Consider the following 18,661-nt stretch of genomic DNA (forward strand, 5'->3'; position numbering starts at 1 on the left):
CGCCGCTGCCGGGGTTGCCGACCGTCTGCACCAGGGTCCCGGTCTGCTCGGAGCCGTCGGGCACCACTTCGTAGATGCTCTTGCCGACATCGGCCAGCGTCAGACCGCCGATCGACCAGGCGCCGCCGGCCCCCGTCGTCGTCGAAAGGTCGCCCGCGGTCAAGGTCCCGCTGTTGTCCTCGTCGATGAAGACCGTCACGGGATCGTGCGTCCAGGCAACGTCGTCGCCGGTCTTGCCGTCGCCGGTCAGGTCCTCGTACTTCGTGCCAGAGATCGAGAAGGTCGCCGGTTGGCTCAGCGCACTCCATTCCTCAAAGGTGCCGGAGCCAGACCAGTCACCACCCTGGAATCCCATGGCGGTATAGAAATACAGGAAGTTGCCGTTCGCAGGATTGAAATTGGCGGTCGGCACCAGAACAATCACGTCGCCGCCGCCGCCGCTGCCGCTGTCATACTCGGCGTCCATCAGGACCGAGTTGGCTCCCCCAGCATTCATATTGTAAGCTAAAGTGGTGTTGCCAGAAATGAAATGGAAGTTGGGGTCTGTCCCCGCGGTGTCAGGGCCGGCCGCGAAGCTGCCCGCACCAAGACTGCCATTGGCCGACTGGTAGATCTTCAGCTGATCAAGCGAGAGGAATGTAGTCGCCCCCGTCTGGTGCATATCAAGACGAAATGCGTAATACGCTCCGTTCGGGTCTACCGTGCCATCGGCGGTGACTTTGACCAGAGTGTTCAAAGCAATGACCATATTGTGCTGGCTAGACGTCTTTTCATCCAACACGCCATCGGCGCTGTTGAAGCCCTGCTCCGCGCCTTTATTCTGAATCTGGGCAAACACCGACCAATTGCCGGTGCCGGAAGAACCACTTACCAGATGGTTGAAAATCACCGTATCGCGGCTTGAAAAGCGAGCACCAGCCGCGTCGACAATCGTGTTGTCGGCGGTTATGTCGATGTGGGTGTCAGGATAGGCAAAGGTCGTCGGCGGCGCATCCGTGAACACTGTCGTGGCCGTGTTGCCTGAATCGTTAGTGGCCGTCAGCATGAATGCCTGGTTTGCCGCGTCGCCATTGACGTACCACGACGTCTGGATCGAGCCGTTGACAACGCCGTCCAGATCGCTGGCGCCGCCGTCAGTGACGGTCCAGGGCGTGCCGGTGCCGGTAAGATCGTAGGTGAGCACATCGTCCGCGGTGCCGAGGATGCCGTCGGCGCCGGCGCCGAGGTGGGCGACCTGGAAGGTGAGCGTGCCACCATCAGCGACTTCGGTCGCAGTAATCCCCACCGTCTCGCCGGGCGCGTAGTCCGCATCCGCCTGGTCGAGCGAGATTGCAAGCGGCGGAACAGGGTCGGTGCTTCCGGTTGTGGTGGTGTCCGTTGTCGCGAGTTGATCGGTCGTCAGATTGTCGGTGATATCGCTAGAGGTCATGACATTCCCCTTAACTTTGAATGCGGCACCGTCGGGTGCGGCTACTTATCGTCGTTTCTATTTTCATTTCCCGCAGGAGGCGGGCTCACTGTCTGAAGGCGCGTGTGATCTGGTCCTGCAACGGCTTCACCAGGTAGGACATCACCGAACGGTCTTCGGTCTTGATGAAGGATTCCACCGGCATGCCGGGCACCAGCTTGACCTCGCCGAGGCGTGCAACCTGGGCGGCGACCGCCTTGATGCGCACGGTATAGTAGCTGGCGCCGGTGCGCTGATCGGTGGTGATGTCGGGCGAGGTCCGCTCGACCACGCCGTCGATCTGCGGCGTGGTGCGCGTGTTGAATGCCGAAAAGCGCAGTGAGGCCGACTGGCCGACCCACAGCTTGTCGATGTCGCTGGGCGCGATCCTGGCTTCCACGGCAAGGCTGTCATTGTCCGGCACGACCTGCATGATCGTCTCGCCTGGTTTCACCACGCCGCCGATCGTATAGGCGATCGACTGCTGCAGGACGCCGTCCTGCGGCGCGCGGATGTCGACCCGCTTCAGTTGGTCCTCCGCGGCGACCTTGCGCTCCAGAAGCTCGCCCATCTGGCCGTCGACGTCGCGCAGGTCCTTGTTCACTTCGGTGCTCAGGTCGAGATCGATCTGGATGATCTGCAGCTTGATCTCGGCGATCTTCCCCTCGGCCTGCGCCCGGGCGGCAACGAGCTGGCCGCGTTCGCCGTCGAGTCGCGTGGCCTCGCGCTCGGTCTGGGTCAGCCGGTCGATGGAGATGAGCTTCTTGGCCCAAAGCGCGCGCACGGACGCGAGTTCCTTTTGCTCCAGTTCGATCTCTTTGCTGTTGGCCTCCGCCTGTGCGACGTCGCCGGCGATCTCGTTCTCGAGCTGGGCGATGCGTTCCCCGAGCTGGCTCTTCTGGCCGGCGCGGGAGATGCGCCGGGTCTCGAAATGCTGCTTCTCGCCAGCCACCGCCTCGGCGACGTCGGGGTCGGCGACGCGGCCCAGAAGTTCATTGGGGAAGATGATGGCGCCGCTGCCGCGGCGCTCCGAATCGAGACGGGCCTTGCGCGCCGTGAGTTGGTCGAGCGCCTTGCTCACCACCGCGAGATTGGCGGCCGGCACGGTGCGGTCGAGGCGCAGCAAAAGGTCGCCGGCCTTGACGCGGTCGCCGTCGCGGGCATCGATCTCGGCAACGATGCCGCCGGTCGCATGCTGCACATTCTTGACGTGGGAATCGACGACGAGCGTGCCGGGGGCGATGACCGCGCCGGCAATCTCGGTGACCGAAGCCCAGCCGCCGACGCCTCCGCCAAGCAGCAGCACGGCTCCGAGCCCAAGCCTTATGTAGAAGCGGATCGACGCATGCGAAGCGCCCGACGCAGCCATGTCAGTTCCCTCCCTCGGTTCCGTTGGCGAGAGCCGGGGCGCCGGATTCCGTGGTCACCCTCAGCGCTGGACCGGCTACCGGGACCGTCCGCAGCGTCGGGAACATCTTGGCGAAAACCTCGTCCTTCGGCCCGAAGTCATGGATGCGCCCCTGGTTCATCGCCAGGACGAAATCGACAGCGGTCAGCACGTTCGGACGATGGGCGACGATGACAACCACGCCGCCGCGCTCGCGAACGCCGAGCATCGCGCGGATCAATGCCTGCTCGCCGTCCATGTCGAGGTTGGAGTTCGGCTCGTCCAGCACCACGAGGAATGGATCGCGATAGAGCGCTCGGGCGAGCGCAATGCGCTGGCGCTGGCCGGCCGAAAGCGCTTCGCCATGTTCGCCGATCTCGGTCTCGTAGCCCTGGCGGAAACCCACGATCAGCTCGTGCGCGCCTGCGGCCTTGGCCGCGGCGATGATTGCGTCCGGGTCGGCTTCCGGCTCGAAGCGGGCGATGTTTTCGGCGACCGTGCCGGCAAACAGCTCCACATCCTGCGGCAGGTAGCCGATGTGGCGGCCACGCTCTTGTGACGACCATTGGTCGAGATCGGCGCCGTCAAGCTTGACGCGGCCGCTTACGGGCTGCCAAGCCCCGACGAGAGCCCGCACCAGGGTGGACTTTCCCGAGCCGCTCGGGCCGATGATTCCCAACCCGTGACCGGCTTCCATGGCGAAGCTGGCATCCTGGACCAGCAGCCGTTGCAACCCTGGAGCCGCGATGGCGGCATTCTGCATCACGACATTGGCGCTGGGCGCCGGCAACAGCATGGGTTCGGTCTCGGCAGGGATGGCCGCCAGCACCCTGGTCAACCGTTGCCAGCCCTGGCGCGCGCTCACGAAACCTTTCCAGTTGGCGATCGCGAGATCGACCGGCGCCAGCGCGCGGCCGCTGAGGATGGAAGCAGCGATGATGACGCCTGCCGTGGCCTCCTGCTCGATAACCAGCCAGGCGCCGATGCCGAGCATGGACGATTGCAGCAGCATGCGCAGCACTTTCGATACCGCGCCGAAGCTGCCGGCAACGTCGCTCACCTTGCGCTGGTCGGCAATGAATTCGAGGTTGGCACCTTCCCAGCGCGACGCCAGCCCGCCAGCCATGCCCATGGCGGCAACGACTTCCGCATTGCGAGTGCCGGCAGCGATAAGCCCGCCGCGCCGGTTCCCGCTCAAGGTGGCGGCTGATACCGGTTGTCGCGTCAACCGCTCGGCAAGCACGGTCAGCACGATCAGAACGACCGCCCCGAACAGCGCCGTCACGCCGAGCACCCAGTGAAACATGAAGATGATGATCAGATAGATCGGCATCCATGGCAGGTCGAACAGCGCCGTTGGACCCATGCCGGACAGGAAGCCGCGCACGCTGTCGAGATCGCGCATCGGCTGCAGGCTGTCGCCCTCGCGCTTGGCCTTCAGCGGCAATCTCAGCATCGATGTGTACACGCGGTGACCAAGAGCCTCGTCGAGGGCGCCGCCGATCCTGACCAGAACCCGCGCGCGCACGAAATCGAGAAAGCCCTGCCCGCAGTAAAGGATGATGAGCAGTATCGAAATGCCGACGAGCGTCGGCAGGCTGCGGCTCGGCAGCACGCGGTCATAGACCTCGAGCATGTAGAGCGAGCCTGCGAGCATCAGCAAATTGAGCATGCCGCTGAACAAGCCGACCGCAAGGAAGGCCGACCGGCAGTTGGCAAGCGCCGCGGAGAGCTCCGAGCGGACGGAGCCGGCCGGCCGCCGGCCGGCTGGTCTCACCGACGGCTTGCTGAGTGTCACAATGCGAGGCTGTGCGGCGTCGACGGCACTTTGCGCCACGTCGCCGCGGGCGCGGAACATGGCCAGGCAGCCGAAAGCGCCCATCGCCACGGCGATGAACATCGGGCCGATCGATGCATGGCGGCCGGAGAAGAGAAGAAATCCGGCGACACACGCAACGAGCGCCAGGCCGACAAGCCTCACCTTTGCCTGCGCCGAACCAAAGGTTTTGCCCATCAACCTGAGCGACGCGTTACTGAACCCCACAGCCACGGCACGCCTTTCAAATTCCCGAACGCATCAGCTGCTGCTGCGGCAGGCCTATCGGCCGCGCAAGGCGGCTGGCTACCCATGCCGAAAGCGTTCGCGCCCAATTTTGAGGGAGCAAGGTCACAATGCCACCCAACCAGGCACGCCCCGAACAAGCCGGCCCATGAACAGCCGGCCCAATGTCGGCTCACGGAAAGGCGGTGACGCAGTGGTGATGGCTAAGGCGACTGTAGAAGCCGCCCAACGTCCTCCCTACCCCAGTAGCGCTGTAACTCGTTGTTGCCGGTCGGGAGATTATTTACGCTACCTTATATTAGGAGATTATTAACTCTACCGGAGCGTGCGTCAACGGGAAATTCAATGAAGAGTTTGTGACAAGCCGCAAACTTATGCAGGACCGGGGCCGGTCAGCATAAAGAATACTTCGCGTTATTCTTAGGTCCATCTTAACCAAAGACCATTGCGCTGACCGATCGGACTTCAGTTGTCGGACCTCGGTCGCCACCGCATGCGCCTGAAGGGATGTGATCGGAAGGGCTCAGACCACCTTGTTCTTGCCCCGCCTGCCGCCATGCGCTTCCACGGCCCTCTCGACGGCGCGCTTCAATTCGTCCTTGATCTCGACCGTCTCGGCCATCAGCGTCTCGATCTTGAGGAATTCGAGGACGCGGTATTTCGAGACGTTCGGCCGGATCAGAATGTCCGGCCGGTGCTGCCTGAGCTTGTTGGCGGTGATCGACTGCATCATCAGCTGGGTGGCGCCATACATCAGGTCGACGGTGGTCGGGTGCCTGCGCTCGGCCTCGCTCGGCGCGCCGACGACATCGACGGCGATAATGATGTCGGCGTCCTTCTCGATGAGGTCGAAAGGCACGGGGTTGTAGATACCGCCATCGATCAGCACGCGGCCCTCGCGCGTCACCGGGCGGAAGACCGCCGGGATGGCCGCCGATGCGGCAAGCGCCGAATGCAGGTCGCCTTCGGCGAACACCGCAAGGCTGTGGCCGAAATAGTCGGTCGCGGTAACCTTGAGCGGCACCTTCAGCGCCTCGAACGTCTGCGGGATCGCCTCGGGCAGGAAAGCCTTCAGAATGCGCTCGATGTTGAATTGGCTGACGCGGATGCCGCCCTGCATGGCCTCAGCGATCGTGCCCGGCCGCGAGCGCCACATGCGCGCCGCCACTTCGGCCCGGCTGCCGAGGATCGATCGGGCATAATCGTGAATCTCGGCACCCTTCATCCCCGACGCCATGCCGGCGCCCATGATGGCGCCGATCGACGAGCCGGCAATCGCCACCGGCTTGATGCCAATCTCGTCGAGAGCCTCGATGATATGGATATGCGCGAGACCGCGCGCGCCGCCGCCGCCGAAGGCCACCCCGAAGGTCGGGCTCATCCCTTGCGGCCTCCCGCCACCTGAACCAGCGGCGGCCCGATGACCATCACCGCGGGGTCGGACGACAGGAGCTTCTTCGCCGCCGCCTTCGCGTCGGCCAGCGTCACCGCGTTGATGAGAGCCGCGCGCCGCTTGATATAATCGATGCCGAGATCATCGATCTGCAGTTCCACGAGCGTCGCGGCGATGGAGCTGGACGAATCCAGATTGCTGATGGCGTAGGCGCCGACCATGTATTTCTTGATCGCCGCGAGTTCCTCCTCGGTGGGGCCGTTCTCGGCCATGTCCTTCACCACCTGGCGCACGATCGAAAGCGTTTCGGCGGCGCGGTCGGAACGCGTCGCCGTCGTCACGAGCAGCGCGTTGGAGTGCTGGTGATCGACGAGATCGGAGCTGACGCTATAGGCAAGGCCGCGTTTCTCGCGCACCTGCTCATACAAGCGCGACGTGAAAGTCGAGCCGCCGAGAATCTCGTTCATCAGCACGGCGGCGTAGAAATCGGGATCGCTCCGCTTCACGCCCGGCCAGGCAAGCTGCAGGGAGGTCTGCGGCAGATCGTAATTCACTTCGAGCTGCTGGCCGAGTTTGGGCGTGACGTCGGCAACCGGCGCCAGCGCCTGCTTGTCCGGCAGGTCGCCGAACACCTCGTCAAGCCTGCCGCTCAACGTGGCGGCGTCGATATCGCCCACCACCGCCACATGCAGCCCGCCGCGGGCGAAATTCGCCTTGTGGAAGGCCTTGAGGTCGTCGGCAGTGATGGTGGCGAGACTGTCTTTGTTGCCCTCGTCCGGCCGCGCGTAGGGATGCTGGCCATAGATCGCGCGCAGCCAGCGCTGCTGGGCGATCGTATTGGGATCCCGCTCATTGGCGAGGATGCCGGAGAGTGTCTGGGCGCGGATGCGGTCGATCGGCGCCTGATCGAAGCGCGGGCTGTTCACCGCCAGCTTCAGCAGGCCAAAAGCCTCGTCCTTCTGGTCGGACAGCATGCGCATCGAGCCATAGGTGCCATCGCGCGCCGCCTGAAAACTCATCTCCGCGCCGGCATCGTCGAGCTTCGACTGGAAGGCCTCGCTGTCGAGGTCGCCGGCGCCCTCGTCGAACAGGCCGGTCATCAGGTTGACCAGGCCTTCCTTGCCGGCGGGGTCCTGCGCCGTGCCGCCGTCGAAGACGAAACGGATCGCAACCAGCGGGACCGAATGGTCTTCCACCAGCCAGGCGGTGACGCCCTTCTTCGACTTCACCTCCTGGATGTTCATTTCGGCGCGGGCGGCAAGCACCGGCAAAAGCAGGAAGAACAGGGCGAAGCAAAGGGTGGCGACGGCGCGATAGAGCTTGCCTTCCTCGCTCGCCGGAGAAGGAGAAGCGATCGTATGGCCAAGAACCATGCTCATCATCAATTCCCCGCCTGCTGCTGCGGCAAGAGATAGCCCGTGGTGGAGCGATCGAGCACCAGATAGCGGGTGGCGGCCGCCTTGACCTCATCGGCGGTGACCTTGCGGATGCGGTCCGGCCATTCCTGGACGTCCTTGACATTGCCGCCCGTGGCAAGCGTCGAGCCATACATGTTGGCCATGTCGTCCTGCTTGTCGCGCGCAAAGATCATGGAGCGCACATAGCGGGTCTTGGCCCGCTCCAGCTCATCGTTGCTCACGCCGTCCTTGACGATGCGGGCGATTTCGGCATCGACCGCCGCCTCGACATCGGCAAGCCTGGCGTCGCCGCGCGGGGCGCCATAGACGGTGAAGTTGGTGGCGTCGAGCATGGTGCCCTGGAAGTAGGCGCCGGTCTCGGAAGCGATACCCTGCTTGACGACGAGCTGCTGGTACAACCTGCTTCGGTTGTCGCCGCCGAGGATTTCGGCAAGCAGGTCGAGCGCCTCGGCTTCGCCAGGCTTGGCCGTGTGATAGGACGGCACGACCCATTGCGTCGAAAAGCTCGGCACCGAGACGCGCGCGTCGGTAAGCGTCACTGTGCGCTTCGTGTTCTGCTCCGGCTCCACGGGGCGGATGCGCGGCCGCAGGTCCGGGCCGCGGGCGACCTTGCCGTAGGTGCGCCCGGCCATCGCCTTCACCGCGTCGGGATCGACGTCGCCGGCCACCACCAGCACCGCGTTGTTCGGCCGGTAGTAGGCGTCGTAGAAGGCTTTCGCGTCCGGACGGTTCAACTGCTCCATCTCCTGCATCCAGCCGATCACCGGAATGCGGTAGGGCTGGTTCTGCCAGAGCGTCGCGTCGACCTCCTCGTCGAGCACCGCCTGCGGATTGCTGTCGATGCGCGAACGGCGCTCCTCCAGGATCACGTCGCGCTCGGTCTTGATGACATCGTCGGTCAGGATGAGGTTGCGCATGCGATCGGCCTCGAAGCCCATCATCTGTTCGAGGGCGGAAGGCGGCACCGTCTCGTGGAAGGCGGTGTAGTCGTAGGAGGTGAAGGCATTGTTGGAGCCGCCGATCTCGGACACGGCGCGGTCGAACTCGCCGGCGGCGTGGTTGGTCGTGGCCTTGAACATCAGGTGCTCGAAGAAATGCGCGATGCCGGATTTGCCGGGAGGCTCGTCGGCGCTGCCGATCTTGTACCAGACCATGTGGGTGACGATCGGGGCGCGGTGATCCGGGATGACGACCACTTCCATGCCGTTGTCGAGCAGGAAATCCTTGACCTCGCCGTCATCGGCCGCGCGGGCCGGAGCGGCCCCCGCAAGCGCCAGCGCGCCGGCCAGAAGCGCTGCGCGCAGCCCAATTCCTGTTCGTCTCATCAAGTTCTCCGGTCGCGGTTGCGCGACGATAGGCAAGGTTGTTGGCGAGGCAAAGTGAATTGTGAGTCATTTTCGAGGCGGCGCTAACCAACCTCGATGAAGCGAATGACCGTTTCGCCATAGCCCCGCTCGTCCACCACGGAAAAACCCGGGCCTGCCTCGAACGGCGCCGAGGCCGCCTCCTCGACCACGAACAACGCGCCGGGCAACAGCCAGCCGCCGGCCTTGGCCGAGCGCAGCGCGCGTTCGCCAAGCCCTTTGCCATAGGGCGGGTCGGCGAAGATCAGGCCGAAGGGCGAGAGCGTGCCGGCCTCACCCAAATGAGCGGCGTCGCGACGAAAAATCTTGGTGCGGCCGGTGAGACCATAGGCCTCGACGTTTTCGCGGATCAGACCTCGCCCCTCCGTCGATTCCTCGATGAAGACGCAGTAGGCGGCGCCGCGCGACAGGGCCTCAAGTCCGAGCGCGCCCGTGCCGGCGAAAAGATCGAGCACGCGGCCGCCCTCGAGCTTTTCGGCATAGCGATGCGCGAGCACATTGAACACCGCCTCGCGGGTGCGGTCGGTGGTTGGGCGGATGGCATTGCTTTTCGGCGTCGCCAGCGGTCGCCCGCGGAACTCACCGCCGACGATCCGCATTGCCGCCCCTCTTCGGACCGCGCGGCCTGTCGCCGCCATCGCCTTCGGGGCGCTCGCCGCGGGGCTTGCCGAACGGTTTCGCGCCCGGCTTGCCCTTGCCGCCCGGCTTGTAGGACGCCTTGCGCGCCTTCGCTTCGGCGGCCTTGGCAGCATCGGCTTCCGCCCTGCCCTTGCCGATCGGCCGAGCGCCCGGCGCCATCCAGACATTGGCCTTGCGCTGGCCCGGCGGTTCGATCGGCCGCTGCTCGCGCTCGGATTTCTTGCCGCCGAAACGGGGCTTGTCGCCGAACCCACCGCGCGGCTTTTCGCCGAAGACGCCACGGTCGGATTTAGGGCCGCGCTCGCCGAACGCCCTGTCAGGCCCAAATGCCCTGTCCGGCTTTGTCGAGAGCTTGCTCAGCGCCTCGTCGCGGCTGCCTTCGCGGCGCTTGCGCGCCTTGATCAGGCCGCCCTCGCCGATCGGCCGGTGGTCGCCGTCGCGCGTGAATTTCGGTCGGTCGGCCTCTTCGCGGCGAGGCCCGCCGCCGCGCACCGGCTTGTTGGAAAACGGCTTTTGGATCTCGGCATCGAAATTGGCGCCGGACTCCTCGATCAGCCGTTCGCCGAGCTGTTCGCGCAGCACGCGGCCCTTGATCTCCAGCACATGGCCCTCGGGGAGATCCTCGAGCTGGAACGGTCCGTAGGAGATGCGGATCAGCCGCGTCACGTCGAGGCCAAGCGCGCCGAGGATGTTCTTCACCTCGCGGTTCTTGCCTTCGCGCAGGCCCAGGGTCAGCCACGCATTGGTGCCCTGCTCGCGGTCGAGCGAGGCTTCGATCGAGCCGTAGAAGACGCCGTCGACGGCGATGCCTTCGCGCAGGCCGGCGAGCGCGCTCTCCTCGACCTTGCCGTGGACGCGCGCGCGATAGCGCCGCAGCCAGCCGGTGGCCGGCAATTCGAGCACGCGCGACAGCCCGCCGTCATTGGTCAAAAGCAGCAGGCCCTCGGTGTTGATGTCGAGCCGGCCGATCGTCATCAGCCGCGGCAGGTCGGACGGCAGCACGTCAAAGACGGTCTTGCGGCCTTCCGGATCGCGGTTGGTGGTGACGACGCCCGCCGGCTTGTGGAACAGGAAAAGGCGCGTGCGCTCGATCGGCGGGATCTCGGTGCCGTCGAGATGGATGATGTCGTTGGCGCCGACATTGAAGGCTGGCGAGTCCAGCACCTTGCCGTTGACCTTGACGCGGCCGGCCGCGATCAGTTCCTCGGCGTCGCGGCGCGAGGCGATGCCAGCGCGCGCCAGCCGCTTGGCGATGCGCTCGCCGCTTTCGGGCGCGGCTTCCGAGGGACGCGGCCGTGGCTTGAAGCCGCCTTCCGGTTTTCCGCCAGCTCCGCGTGGACGATCGCTGAAGTCTCGCTTCGGCCGGTCGGCGAAATCGCGTTTGGGACGGTCGTCGAATGCACGCTTGGGGCGGTCGAAACGTCGTTCGCCCCGATCGCCTTCGGCAGCCGCCGGTCGGTCGCCACGCGGTGCGTAAGGCCTGCGATCCTCACGCTTCTCGAAAGGCTTGCCATCGCGCGGCGGACCTTTGCGGAACGGCCTGTCGCCACGCTCCCCGCCTTCACCCATTTCACGCGGCCCCATCTCACGCGGCTTGTAGCTGCGCTTGAAATCGCGCGCAGGGCGCTCACCCGCCGCGGCCATCGGCCGGTCGCCGCGCGGCGTGTAAGGCTTGCGGCCCTCGCGCTTCTCGAAGGGCTTGCCTTCGGGGCGCGGACCTTTGCGGAACGGCTTTTCGGCGCGCCCAGCGCCCTCGCCCGTCTCGCGTGGCTTGTGACTGCGCTTGAAGTCGCGGCGTCCGCCGTTGACGTCGCGGCGTCCGCCATCGACATCGCGGCGCTCGCCTTCGGCAGCCATCGGTCGCTCGCGCTTGGCGAACGGCTTCTTGGCGCCGTGGGCCGGTTTTCCGTCACGCCCGCCCGTCGGTCTGGAGTAGCCCTTGCGCGGCCCGCGTGGAGATTTCTTGTCGTCGTCCATTACATTGCTCGTCTTCACCTGCTACAGCGCCGCGCGCCCTTGCGGACGCCCAACGCAGGCAGTGTCATCTTGATTTTGCGCATCCAGCGGCGCAGCAAAAAACCGATTCCGGTTTTCAGGGTCTCGCGCTAAATAACAGGATCACTCTCGGCTGGCGAGAAGTAATCGGAATGGAAACCGCTTGAAACGACCGGATTTCATGGCCCTGGCGCTTGAAGAGGCCGAGGCGGCCGCCAGCCGCGGCGAAGTGCCGGTCGGCGCTGTGATCGCCAATGGCGGCACGGTGGTCGCGAAAGCCGGCAACCGCACGCGCGAGCTCTCGGACCCGACCGCGCATGCCGAGATGCTGGCGATCCGCGAGGCCTGCCGGAAGCTGGCCAGCGAACGTCTCACCGGCCATGATCTCTATGTGACGCTGGAGCCCTGCGCGATGTGCGCCGGCGCGATCTCCTTCGCCCGGCTGCGGCGGCTCTATTTCGGCGCCGCCGACGAGAAAGGCGGCGCGGTGGTCAATGGCGTGCGCTTCTTCGCCTCACCCATCTGCCACCATACGCCGGATGTCTATCCGGGGATCGGCGAGAGCGACGCCGCCCTCATCCTCAGGGACTTCTTTCGCGAAAGACGGAATGGCGGTGAATGGTGAAGTGAGTAGTGGTTAGTGAGCAGTGAGCAGTGAGCAGTGAGCAGTGAGGCAGCATTTCACTATTCACTATTCACTATTCACTATTCACTATTCACAGGCCGAGCCAGTCGAACCAGCCGCCCTTCTTGCCTTCGGCCTGCGCCTTGAGGCGGCGCTCCTTCTTGTATTCGTCCTCGCCGAGCTCGTTCTGCGGCGCGGTGCCGGCAGCTTGGCGATAGGCAAGCGGCGGCTCGCTCAGATATTTGCGAACGGTCGGATCGCCCTGCTTCTGTTCGGCAAGGCTGCGCTGAATCTGCGCACGGCGGGCGGCTGAGTTGTCATCCGGCGACCAGGCCGGCGGGTGGCTGGAGCCCGATTCGGCCAATGCCTTCTTCACCGCCTCGGGATTGGTCTGGATATCCTCAACGGCTTCCGGCTGGTAATTCGGATCGTTCTGGTGCGCGGTGGCATCGGCGCGGATGCGGGCGCGGCGCGCCTCCGGCGATTCGGGCCAGTCGGCGCTCGCCGTCGCGATGCTCTGCTGCGGCGGCGGCAGGCTTTCCTTCTGCCCGGGAGCGGGCTTCACCAGATCAGGACGCGGCTTGTAATCGATCGGATCTTTGCGCTTCGGCGTGATCGAGGCAGCCGCGGAGACATCGTCGAAGAGCTGCGCGGCTGCCGTCTTATCGGTTCCGTAGGTCGGCGAACCCACGCAGCCTGACAGGGCGATGGCCGATACCACAAGCGGCGCCATCAGCGCGGCGCGCGCGAACGTTCTGTCGGTCATGCCAAAAAGTCCCACTCTAACAGCCTTTCAGTCGCCACCGGCCAAGGGCACGGTCCCCTTCTTCCCCGCATTTGCGATGGAAATCCGGCGACAATTTGTCTGCCGGAGTGTCGCGTGTTTACCTCAACCACTTGCTAAGGGCAACGCGCGGGCGGTTTCGGGCCGCCCGGCGTGGCATTTGTGCACCGGCTTATCGACAGGACTACAGCCGCCCAAGGGCCTTCAGCTCATGCAACACCGCGGCATCGCGGGCCGAGACATCCGGAAATTCCGGATCCTGCCCGACATCGGCGGTGTAGCGCCAGGAGCGCGCGCATTTGACCAGACCGCGATCCTCGGCTTTCTCCACCACCACCGCCACGCCCTTGACGTCGTCGAGCGTGAAGGCGCCTTCCGGGGCCTTGCCGTGCCTGACGACGAGATCGCTGGTGATCGCCATCTCGGCCATATCGACATCGGCGATCGCCGCCTCCAGCGCGGCATCGTCGATAGTGACCACCGGCACAGCCTCGAGCGACGAGCCGATCAGCTTCTCGGCGCGCGCGATCTCCAGCGCGCCGGTGACGACGCGGCGCACCTGCCTCACCTTGCGCCATTTCTCGGCCAGCGCCTCGTTGCGCCAGTCCTGCGGGATCGCGGGGAACTGGCCGAGATGCACCGACACGGCTTGCGGATGGCGGTCGAGCCAGGCTTCTTCCGTGGTGAAGGGCAGCATCGGCGCCAGCCACTTCACCAGGCATTCGAAGAGGTGGCGCACCACCTGCACGGCCGCCCTGCGGCGCAGGCTCGACGGCCCGTCGCAGTAAAGCGCGTCCTTGCGGATGTCGAAATAGAAGGCCGAAAGCTCCACCACCATGAAGTCGAGCAGCGTGCGGGTGATGCGCTTGAACTCGAAGGCGTCGTAGCCCTGGCGCACCATTTCGTCCAACTCGGACAACCGGTGCAGCATCAGCCGCTCCAGTTCCGGCATCGTCTCGACCGGTACGTCCCGGCCGTCGTCATGGGCGAGCGTGCCCAGCATCCAGCGGATGGTGTTCCTGAGCTTGCGGTAGGCGTCGATGTTGGTCTGCAGCACGTTCTTGCCAAGCCGCTGGTCTTCCCAATAATCGGTCGTGACCACCCAAAGCCGCAGGATGTCGGCGCCGGATTGCTTGATGACGTCCTGCGGCACGACGGTGTTGCCGAGCGACTTCGACATCTTGCGGCCTTCCTCGTCCATGGTGAAGCCATGGGTGACGACCGTGTCGTAAGGCGCCCTGCCCCTGGTGCCGCAACTTTCGAGCAGCGAGGAATGGAACCAGCCGCGATGCTGGTCCGAGCCTTCGAGATAGACGTCGGCCGGCCATTTGAGATCCGGACGGTCTTCCAGCGTGAAGACATGCGTCGAACCGGAATCAAACCAGACGTCGAGGATGTCCATCACCTGGTGCCATTTCGAGGCGTCGTGATTGCCGAGGAAGCGCGCCTTCGCGCCCTCGGCGAACCAGGCGTCGGCGCCTTCCTTCTCGAAAGCGTCCATGATGCGCTGGTTGACGGCCTCGTCCTTCAGCACATTGCCGTCCTCGTCGGCGAAGACCGCGATCGGCACGCCCCAGGCGCGCTGGCGCGACAGCACCCAGTCGGGGCGCTCCTCGATCATGGCGCGGATGCGGTTCTGGCCCGCCGCCGGAACGAAACGGGTGTCGTCGATCGCCTTCAGCGCGCGGCTGCGCAACGTCGTGCCGTCGCCGAGGTCCTTGTCCATATAGACGAACCATTGCGGCGTGTTGCGGAAGATGACCGGCTTCTTGGAGCGCCAGGAGTGCGGATAGCTGTGCTTCAGCCGGCCGCGCGCGAAGAGCGCGTTGCGCTTGATCAGTTCGTCGATGACGGCCTCATTGGCATTGCCGTTCTTGCCGTTGTCGTCGATGACGCGCGCCGCGCCGCCCTCGCGCCCCGGACCGAAGCCCGGCGCATCCTTGGTGAAGAAGCCGGCATCGTCGACCGTGAAGGGGATCGCGGTATCGACGCCGCGCGCCCGCAGCTCGCTCGCGGCCTCCATCCAGGCGTCGAAGTCCTCGCGGCCGTGGCCGGGCGCGGTGTGCACGAAGCCGGTGCCGGCATCGTCGGTGACATGCTCGCCCGCAACCATCGGCACAGGGAATTCGTAGCCGCCGCCGAGGCCCTTGAAAGGATGAGAAAGCGTAAGCTTCCCAAGCTGTTCGGCCGAGACGCTGTGAAGCCGGTTCAGTGCGACCTTGGCCTTGGCGGCGCACTCCTGCGCCAGCGCGTCAGCAAAGATCAGCTTCTCGCCGGGCTGCGGGCCGAAGGCGTTCTCGGCCGCCGTGACCTCATAGAGGCCATAGGCGATGCGCGGCGAATAGCTCACGGCGCGGTTGCCGGGGATGGTCCAGGGCGTGGTCGTCCAGATGACGACATGCGCCTCGACGAGGTCGAGCGCTGCCTCGTCCAGCGCCGGCGCGGCGCCGGCGACCGGCTGGGCGAGGCTCGCAACCGGGAACTTCACCCAGACCGTGTCGCTCTCGTAGTCCTGATACTCGACCTCGGCCTCGGCGAGCGCGGTCCGCTCGACCACGCTCCACATCACCGGCTTCGAGCCGCGGTAGAGCTGGCCGGACAAGGCGAATTTCAACAGTTCGCCGGCGATGCGCGACTCGGCATGATACGCCATGGTCGTATAGGGATTGTCGAAATCGCCGATGACGCCGAGACGCTGGAACTCCTCGCCCTGCACCTTGATCCAGTGCTGGGCGAAATCCCGGCATTCCCTGCGGAACTCGTTGACCGGCACCTCGTCCTTGTTCTTGCCCTTGGCGCGATACTGCTCCTCGATCTTCCATTCGATCGGCAGGCCGTGGCAGTCCCAACCCGGCACGTAATTGGCGTCATAGCCGCGCATCTGGAAGGAGCGGTTGATGACGTCCTTGAGGATCTTGTTCAGCGCATGGCCGATATGGATGTTGCCGTTGGCGTAGGGCGGCCCGTCATGCAGCACGAATTTCTCGCGGCCGGCGGCCTCCTCGCGCAGCTTCTTGTAAAGGTCCATGTCCTGCCAGCGCTTGACCAGGCCAGGCTCCTTCTCGGGCAGGCCGGCACGCATCGGGAAGTCCGTCTGCGGCAAATAGAGCGTTTTGGAATAGTCGATCGTTTCAACGGTGTCGGTCATTGATCTGCCATCTGCGTTGCCCGGCGGCGGAAAGCCCGGGCGTTGAACCAGCATTTTCTTGAAAAAGCGCGAGGGGCGCGCGCGAAAACTCCCGGCGGCTCCAGCGGCGCTCAGGCCGCCCGGAACACCGGGCCCGTAATTCGTATCGCGATCGCGAAAAGGCGCGAAAAGCTCGTCATGGCGTGGCTTTTAGCGGATGGCGCGGCAGGAATAAAGCGCGGATTTCAAGGCATGAAGCCGCTTTCACGGCCTACATGGTGAAATTGAAGCGGTAAGTGGTCGAGACACCGAAGGTCCACTGATTGCGGTCGCCGCGTTCCTTGACGAGGCTGGAATCGGCCGCCGGCCCCATCAGGCGCGAATATTCGGTAAAGACGCTCGCCGTCATCGGCTCGGTCACTTTCCAGGTGATCGCGCCACCCAGCCCCGTCGACTTCAGCCCGCCGCCCGGATGGTACTCGCTCAGGCCCGAAGCGACAGCTTCCTTGGCGTTGACGCCGTAATAGGCGTCGAAATAGTCGGACGACGCGAACGAAACGCGCGGACCGCCGGAAATGCGCACGGTCGGCGTGATGTCATAGAAGGCGTCCGCGGCGATGTCCGCGACGAAGCCGTTATGGGAGCGGATGCCGTGCCTGAGCTCGGCGCGCGCCCTTAGCCAATCCAGCGGATAGAATTCGAAGAAGCCGCCCGCCTCACCGCCCCAGCGCACGGGATCGAGGCCCTTGAGCTCGTCCTTGCTGTCGCGCGAGAATATGAACTTGCCGGTCAAGCCGGCGCGGACGGAACCGTCATCGATCAGCGCCAGCGAGATGTTGTCGTTGCGCGAGGTGAAGCGCGCCTCCGGACCGACCTTGCCGAGCGAGATGATCGGTTGGGCGCTGAGCATGTATTTCTTGCCGCCTTCGAAATTCGGCGCGACCAGCGCGGTGGCGCCGAGCGTCAGGTACCAGTCGCCGGATATCCAACTGCCCTCGCCCGCCTGGGCGACAGGTGCACCGAGCAAGGCCATGGCGACGGCCAGCGGAATCGTCCCGACAATACGCATCGTCACCCCTTACGCGAAACGCGCCGGCAGCACCACCTGCCGGCGCTCAAGCCATGCCGTGCGTTCGGTAAAATTTGACTTAAAATCGGTAACATCGGAACCGGCAGGCGAACTAAGTCGCGTCGATATTCAAGATGCCGGCCTGATCCGAATCTGGAAACGTCTCAGCCGACACGCCGGTTGCGGCGCAACGTCCCTATCAGATCGCAGGCTGCTTCCAGTCCGCCGGTAAGCGGGTTCGACGCGCCGTAGGCAAGAGCCGCCTCACGCCATTGGTTCCGGACCGCCGGGTTGCCGGCTTTCAGGATTGCCTGCCGCCAGATTTCGGGGTCGTCGCGATTGGCCACAACCAGTCCCGCCCCGCTGGCTCCGACATATTTTGCATATCCGCAGGCGTCCGATGCGATGACCGGCAGGCCGTTTGCGAGCGCCTCGAGAATAACCGTGCCCGTATTTTCCAAGCGAGCCGGGTGCAGCATGAAATCGCTCGCGACCACGATCGCCGGGATGTCCTCCTGGATGCCCAGCAGAGTGACCCTTTCCGATATGCCGGATCTGGCAATCAGGCCGAGAAGCCGCGTTTCCTCCTCGCTGTTTTTTCGAAGGCCGGCGACCAGCCAATGGATCTCCGGGAACGGCTGAAGCGCTTTTATCGCCCGGTCGAGACCCTTCACTTTCAACCTGTTGGCGATGGTCAGGGCGATGACCGTTCCGCGCGGAAGCCCAAAACGATCGCGGATTTCATTGCGGTCGACATTCAGCAGTTCCGGTCTGCGGCGCTTCGGATCGAGCGTCGGTCCGACGACATGAATGCGGGGTTCCTCCGTCCGCCAGAAGTCGCGGTAAAGCGTTGCCTGGTGTTCGCTGAGCGCAATGATCTGCACGGCGTTGCCAGGGGCAAAGATCATCGATTCGAGCTTCTGCTGGCGCATGAAGCGGGGCGAAAACGGCCGCCACCACCCGAGCTTCGACGCAAAATAGGGCGGGTCGCCGGCATAGTAGATATCCAGGCCCGCCATCTTGTTGAAACCGACCACGCAGTCGAAGTCCCGCCTGGCCGTCAGCACGGTCCTACCCAGCGCATATTCGGTGCCAGGATTCGAGAGAACCCGTGCCGGCTGGATTTTTATCGCAGCCGAGCTCTCGACATGACCGACCTGGCGGGTCGTCAGGATCGTCACGCTATGGCCGCGCCGGACCAGTCGGTCGCTGATGTTGAGACAATCCCTTTGCAGCCCTCCATTCATGAAGAGGGCAGAGATTGCGCAGCAGATTCTCATCGCATTTTCCGGAGCGCCGCCTTATCCCCCAAGTCGGATCGACGGAGAGAGACTCCGGGTGCGCCCCAGAC

At 64.8% G+C, this 18,661-nt stretch carries 13 protein-coding genes; 1 reads left to right on the plus strand and 12 read right to left on the minus strand.

What is annotated here, in order from left to right; translation table 11 throughout:
• The 8 genes from FJ957_RS26530 to FJ957_RS26565 form a co-directional block, all read right to left on the minus strand.
• The coding region (locus FJ957_RS26530; RefSeq protein WP_140835775.1) for a hypothetical protein at positions 1 to 1,429 on the minus strand (1,429 nt) is incomplete at its 3' end.
• Between the two features lie 85 nt (positions 1,430 to 1,514).
• Complete coding sequence (locus FJ957_RS26535; RefSeq protein ID WP_140835777.1) at positions 1,515 to 2,816, minus strand: HlyD family type I secretion periplasmic adaptor subunit; 1,302 nt, start codon at positions 2,814 to 2,816, stop codon at positions 1,515 to 1,517.
• Between the two features lies 1 nt (position 2,817).
• Positions 2,818 to 4,848: a type I secretion system permease/ATPase gene (locus FJ957_RS26540; protein ID WP_246685970.1), complete on the minus strand. Its 2,031-nt coding sequence runs from the start codon at positions 4,846 to 4,848 to the stop codon at positions 2,818 to 2,820.
• A gap of 571 nt (positions 4,849 to 5,419) precedes the next feature.
• Entirely contained in the window at positions 5,420 to 6,277 is an 858-nt protein-coding gene (locus FJ957_RS26545; protein ID WP_140835778.1) for a patatin-like phospholipase family protein, read from the minus strand.
• Positions 6,274 to 7,668 (minus strand): pitrilysin family protein, encoded by a 1,395-nt coding sequence (locus tag FJ957_RS26550; RefSeq protein ID WP_246685971.1) that lies wholly within the window; start codon positions 7,666 to 7,668, stop codon positions 6,274 to 6,276. Before FJ957_RS26550 ends, FJ957_RS26545 begins: the two co-directional genes overlap by 4 nt.
• Before the next feature lie 2 nt (positions 7,669 to 7,670).
• Entirely contained in the window at positions 7,671 to 9,032 is a 1,362-nt protein-coding gene (locus FJ957_RS26555; protein WP_140835780.1) for a pitrilysin family protein, read from the minus strand.
• A gap of 83 nt (positions 9,033 to 9,115) precedes the next feature.
• On the minus strand, positions 9,116 to 9,670 hold the full coding sequence (rsmD, locus tag FJ957_RS26560; protein WP_140704269.1) for a 16S rRNA (guanine(966)-N(2))-methyltransferase RsmD: 555 nt from the start codon (positions 9,668 to 9,670) through the stop codon (positions 9,116 to 9,118).
• A complete protein-coding gene (locus FJ957_RS26565; RefSeq protein ID WP_140835782.1) occupies positions 9,651 to 11,687 on the minus strand; it encodes a pseudouridine synthase in 2,037 nt (678 codons plus the stop codon). Before FJ957_RS26565 ends, rsmD begins: the two co-directional genes overlap by 20 nt.
• 181 nt (positions 11,688 to 11,868) lie before the next feature.
• On the opposite strand from FJ957_RS26565, the gene FJ957_RS26570 reads away from it, so the two are divergent.
• Positions 11,869 to 12,330 carry a nucleoside deaminase gene (locus FJ957_RS26570; protein WP_140835783.1) on the plus strand — a complete coding sequence of 154 codons (462 nt, stop codon included), beginning with the start codon at positions 11,869 to 11,871 and terminating at the stop codon, positions 12,328 to 12,330.
• A 91-nt stretch (positions 12,331 to 12,421) separates the two neighbouring features.
• On the opposite strand, the gene FJ957_RS26575 is transcribed toward FJ957_RS26570, so the two are convergent.
• The 4 genes from FJ957_RS26575 to FJ957_RS26590 form a co-directional block, all read right to left on the minus strand.
• Complete coding sequence (locus FJ957_RS26575) at positions 12,422 to 13,096, minus strand: hypothetical protein (RefSeq protein WP_140835784.1); 675 nt, start codon at positions 13,094 to 13,096, stop codon at positions 12,422 to 12,424.
• Between the two features lie 202 nt (positions 13,097 to 13,298).
• Positions 13,299 to 16,262 carry an isoleucine--tRNA ligase gene (ileS, locus tag FJ957_RS26580; RefSeq protein WP_140835785.1) on the minus strand — a complete coding sequence of 988 codons (2,964 nt, stop codon included), beginning with the start codon at positions 16,260 to 16,262 and terminating at the stop codon, positions 13,299 to 13,301.
• Positions 16,263 to 16,512: 250 nt separating this feature from the next.
• On the minus strand, positions 16,513 to 17,310 hold the full coding sequence (locus FJ957_RS26585; RefSeq protein ID WP_140835786.1) for a MipA/OmpV family protein: 798 nt from the start codon (positions 17,308 to 17,310) through the stop codon (positions 16,513 to 16,515).
• 164 nt (positions 17,311 to 17,474) lie between these two features.
• Positions 17,475 to 18,590, minus strand: coding sequence for a glycosyltransferase family 4 protein (locus FJ957_RS26590; protein WP_140835788.1), 1,116 nt, complete (start codon positions 18,588 to 18,590; stop codon positions 17,475 to 17,477).
• Positions 18,591 to 18,661: the final 71 nt, after the last annotated feature.

Origin of the sequence: Mesorhizobium sp. B2-4-6 (assembly GCF_006442775.1) — a bacterium.
In the GTDB taxonomy this organism is placed as follows: domain Bacteria; phylum Pseudomonadota; class Alphaproteobacteria; order Rhizobiales; family Rhizobiaceae; genus Mesorhizobium.

Coding starts and splice junctions, on each gene's coding strand:
- FJ957_RS26535 (WP_140835777.1), bottom strand. CDS start 2,816: ATGGCTGCGTCGGGCGCTTCGCATGCGTCGATCCGCTTCTACATAAGG.
- FJ957_RS26540 (WP_246685970.1), bottom strand. CDS start 4,848: ATGGGCAAAACCTTTGGTTCGGCGCAGGCAAAGGTGAGGCTTGTCGGC.
- FJ957_RS26545 (WP_140835778.1), bottom strand. CDS start 6,277: ATGAGCCCGACCTTCGGGGTGGCCTTCGGCGGCGGCGGCGCGCGCGGT.
- FJ957_RS26550 (WP_246685971.1), bottom strand. CDS start 7,668: ATGAGCATGGTTCTTGGCCATACGATCGCTTCTCCTTCTCCGGCGAGC.
- FJ957_RS26555 (WP_140835780.1), bottom strand. CDS start 9,032: ATGAGACGAACAGGAATTGGGCTGCGCGCAGCGCTTCTGGCCGGCGCG.
- rsmD (WP_140704269.1), bottom strand. CDS start 9,670: ATGCGGATCGTCGGCGGTGAGTTCCGCGGGCGACCGCTGGCGACGCCG.
- FJ957_RS26565 (WP_140835782.1), bottom strand. CDS start 11,687: ATGGACGACGACAAGAAATCTCCACGCGGGCCGCGCAAGGGCTACTCC.
- FJ957_RS26575 (WP_140835784.1), bottom strand. CDS start 13,096: ATGACCGACAGAACGTTCGCGCGCGCCGCGCTGATGGCGCCGCTTGTG.
- ileS (WP_140835785.1), bottom strand. CDS start 16,262: ATGACCGACACCGTTGAAACGATCGACTATTCCAAAACGCTCTATTTG.
- FJ957_RS26585 (WP_140835786.1), bottom strand. CDS start 17,310: ATGCGTATTGTCGGGACGATTCCGCTGGCCGTCGCCATGGCCTTGCTC.
- FJ957_RS26590 (WP_140835788.1), bottom strand. CDS start 18,590: ATGAGAATCTGCTGCGCAATCTCTGCCCTCTTCATGAATGGAGGGCTG.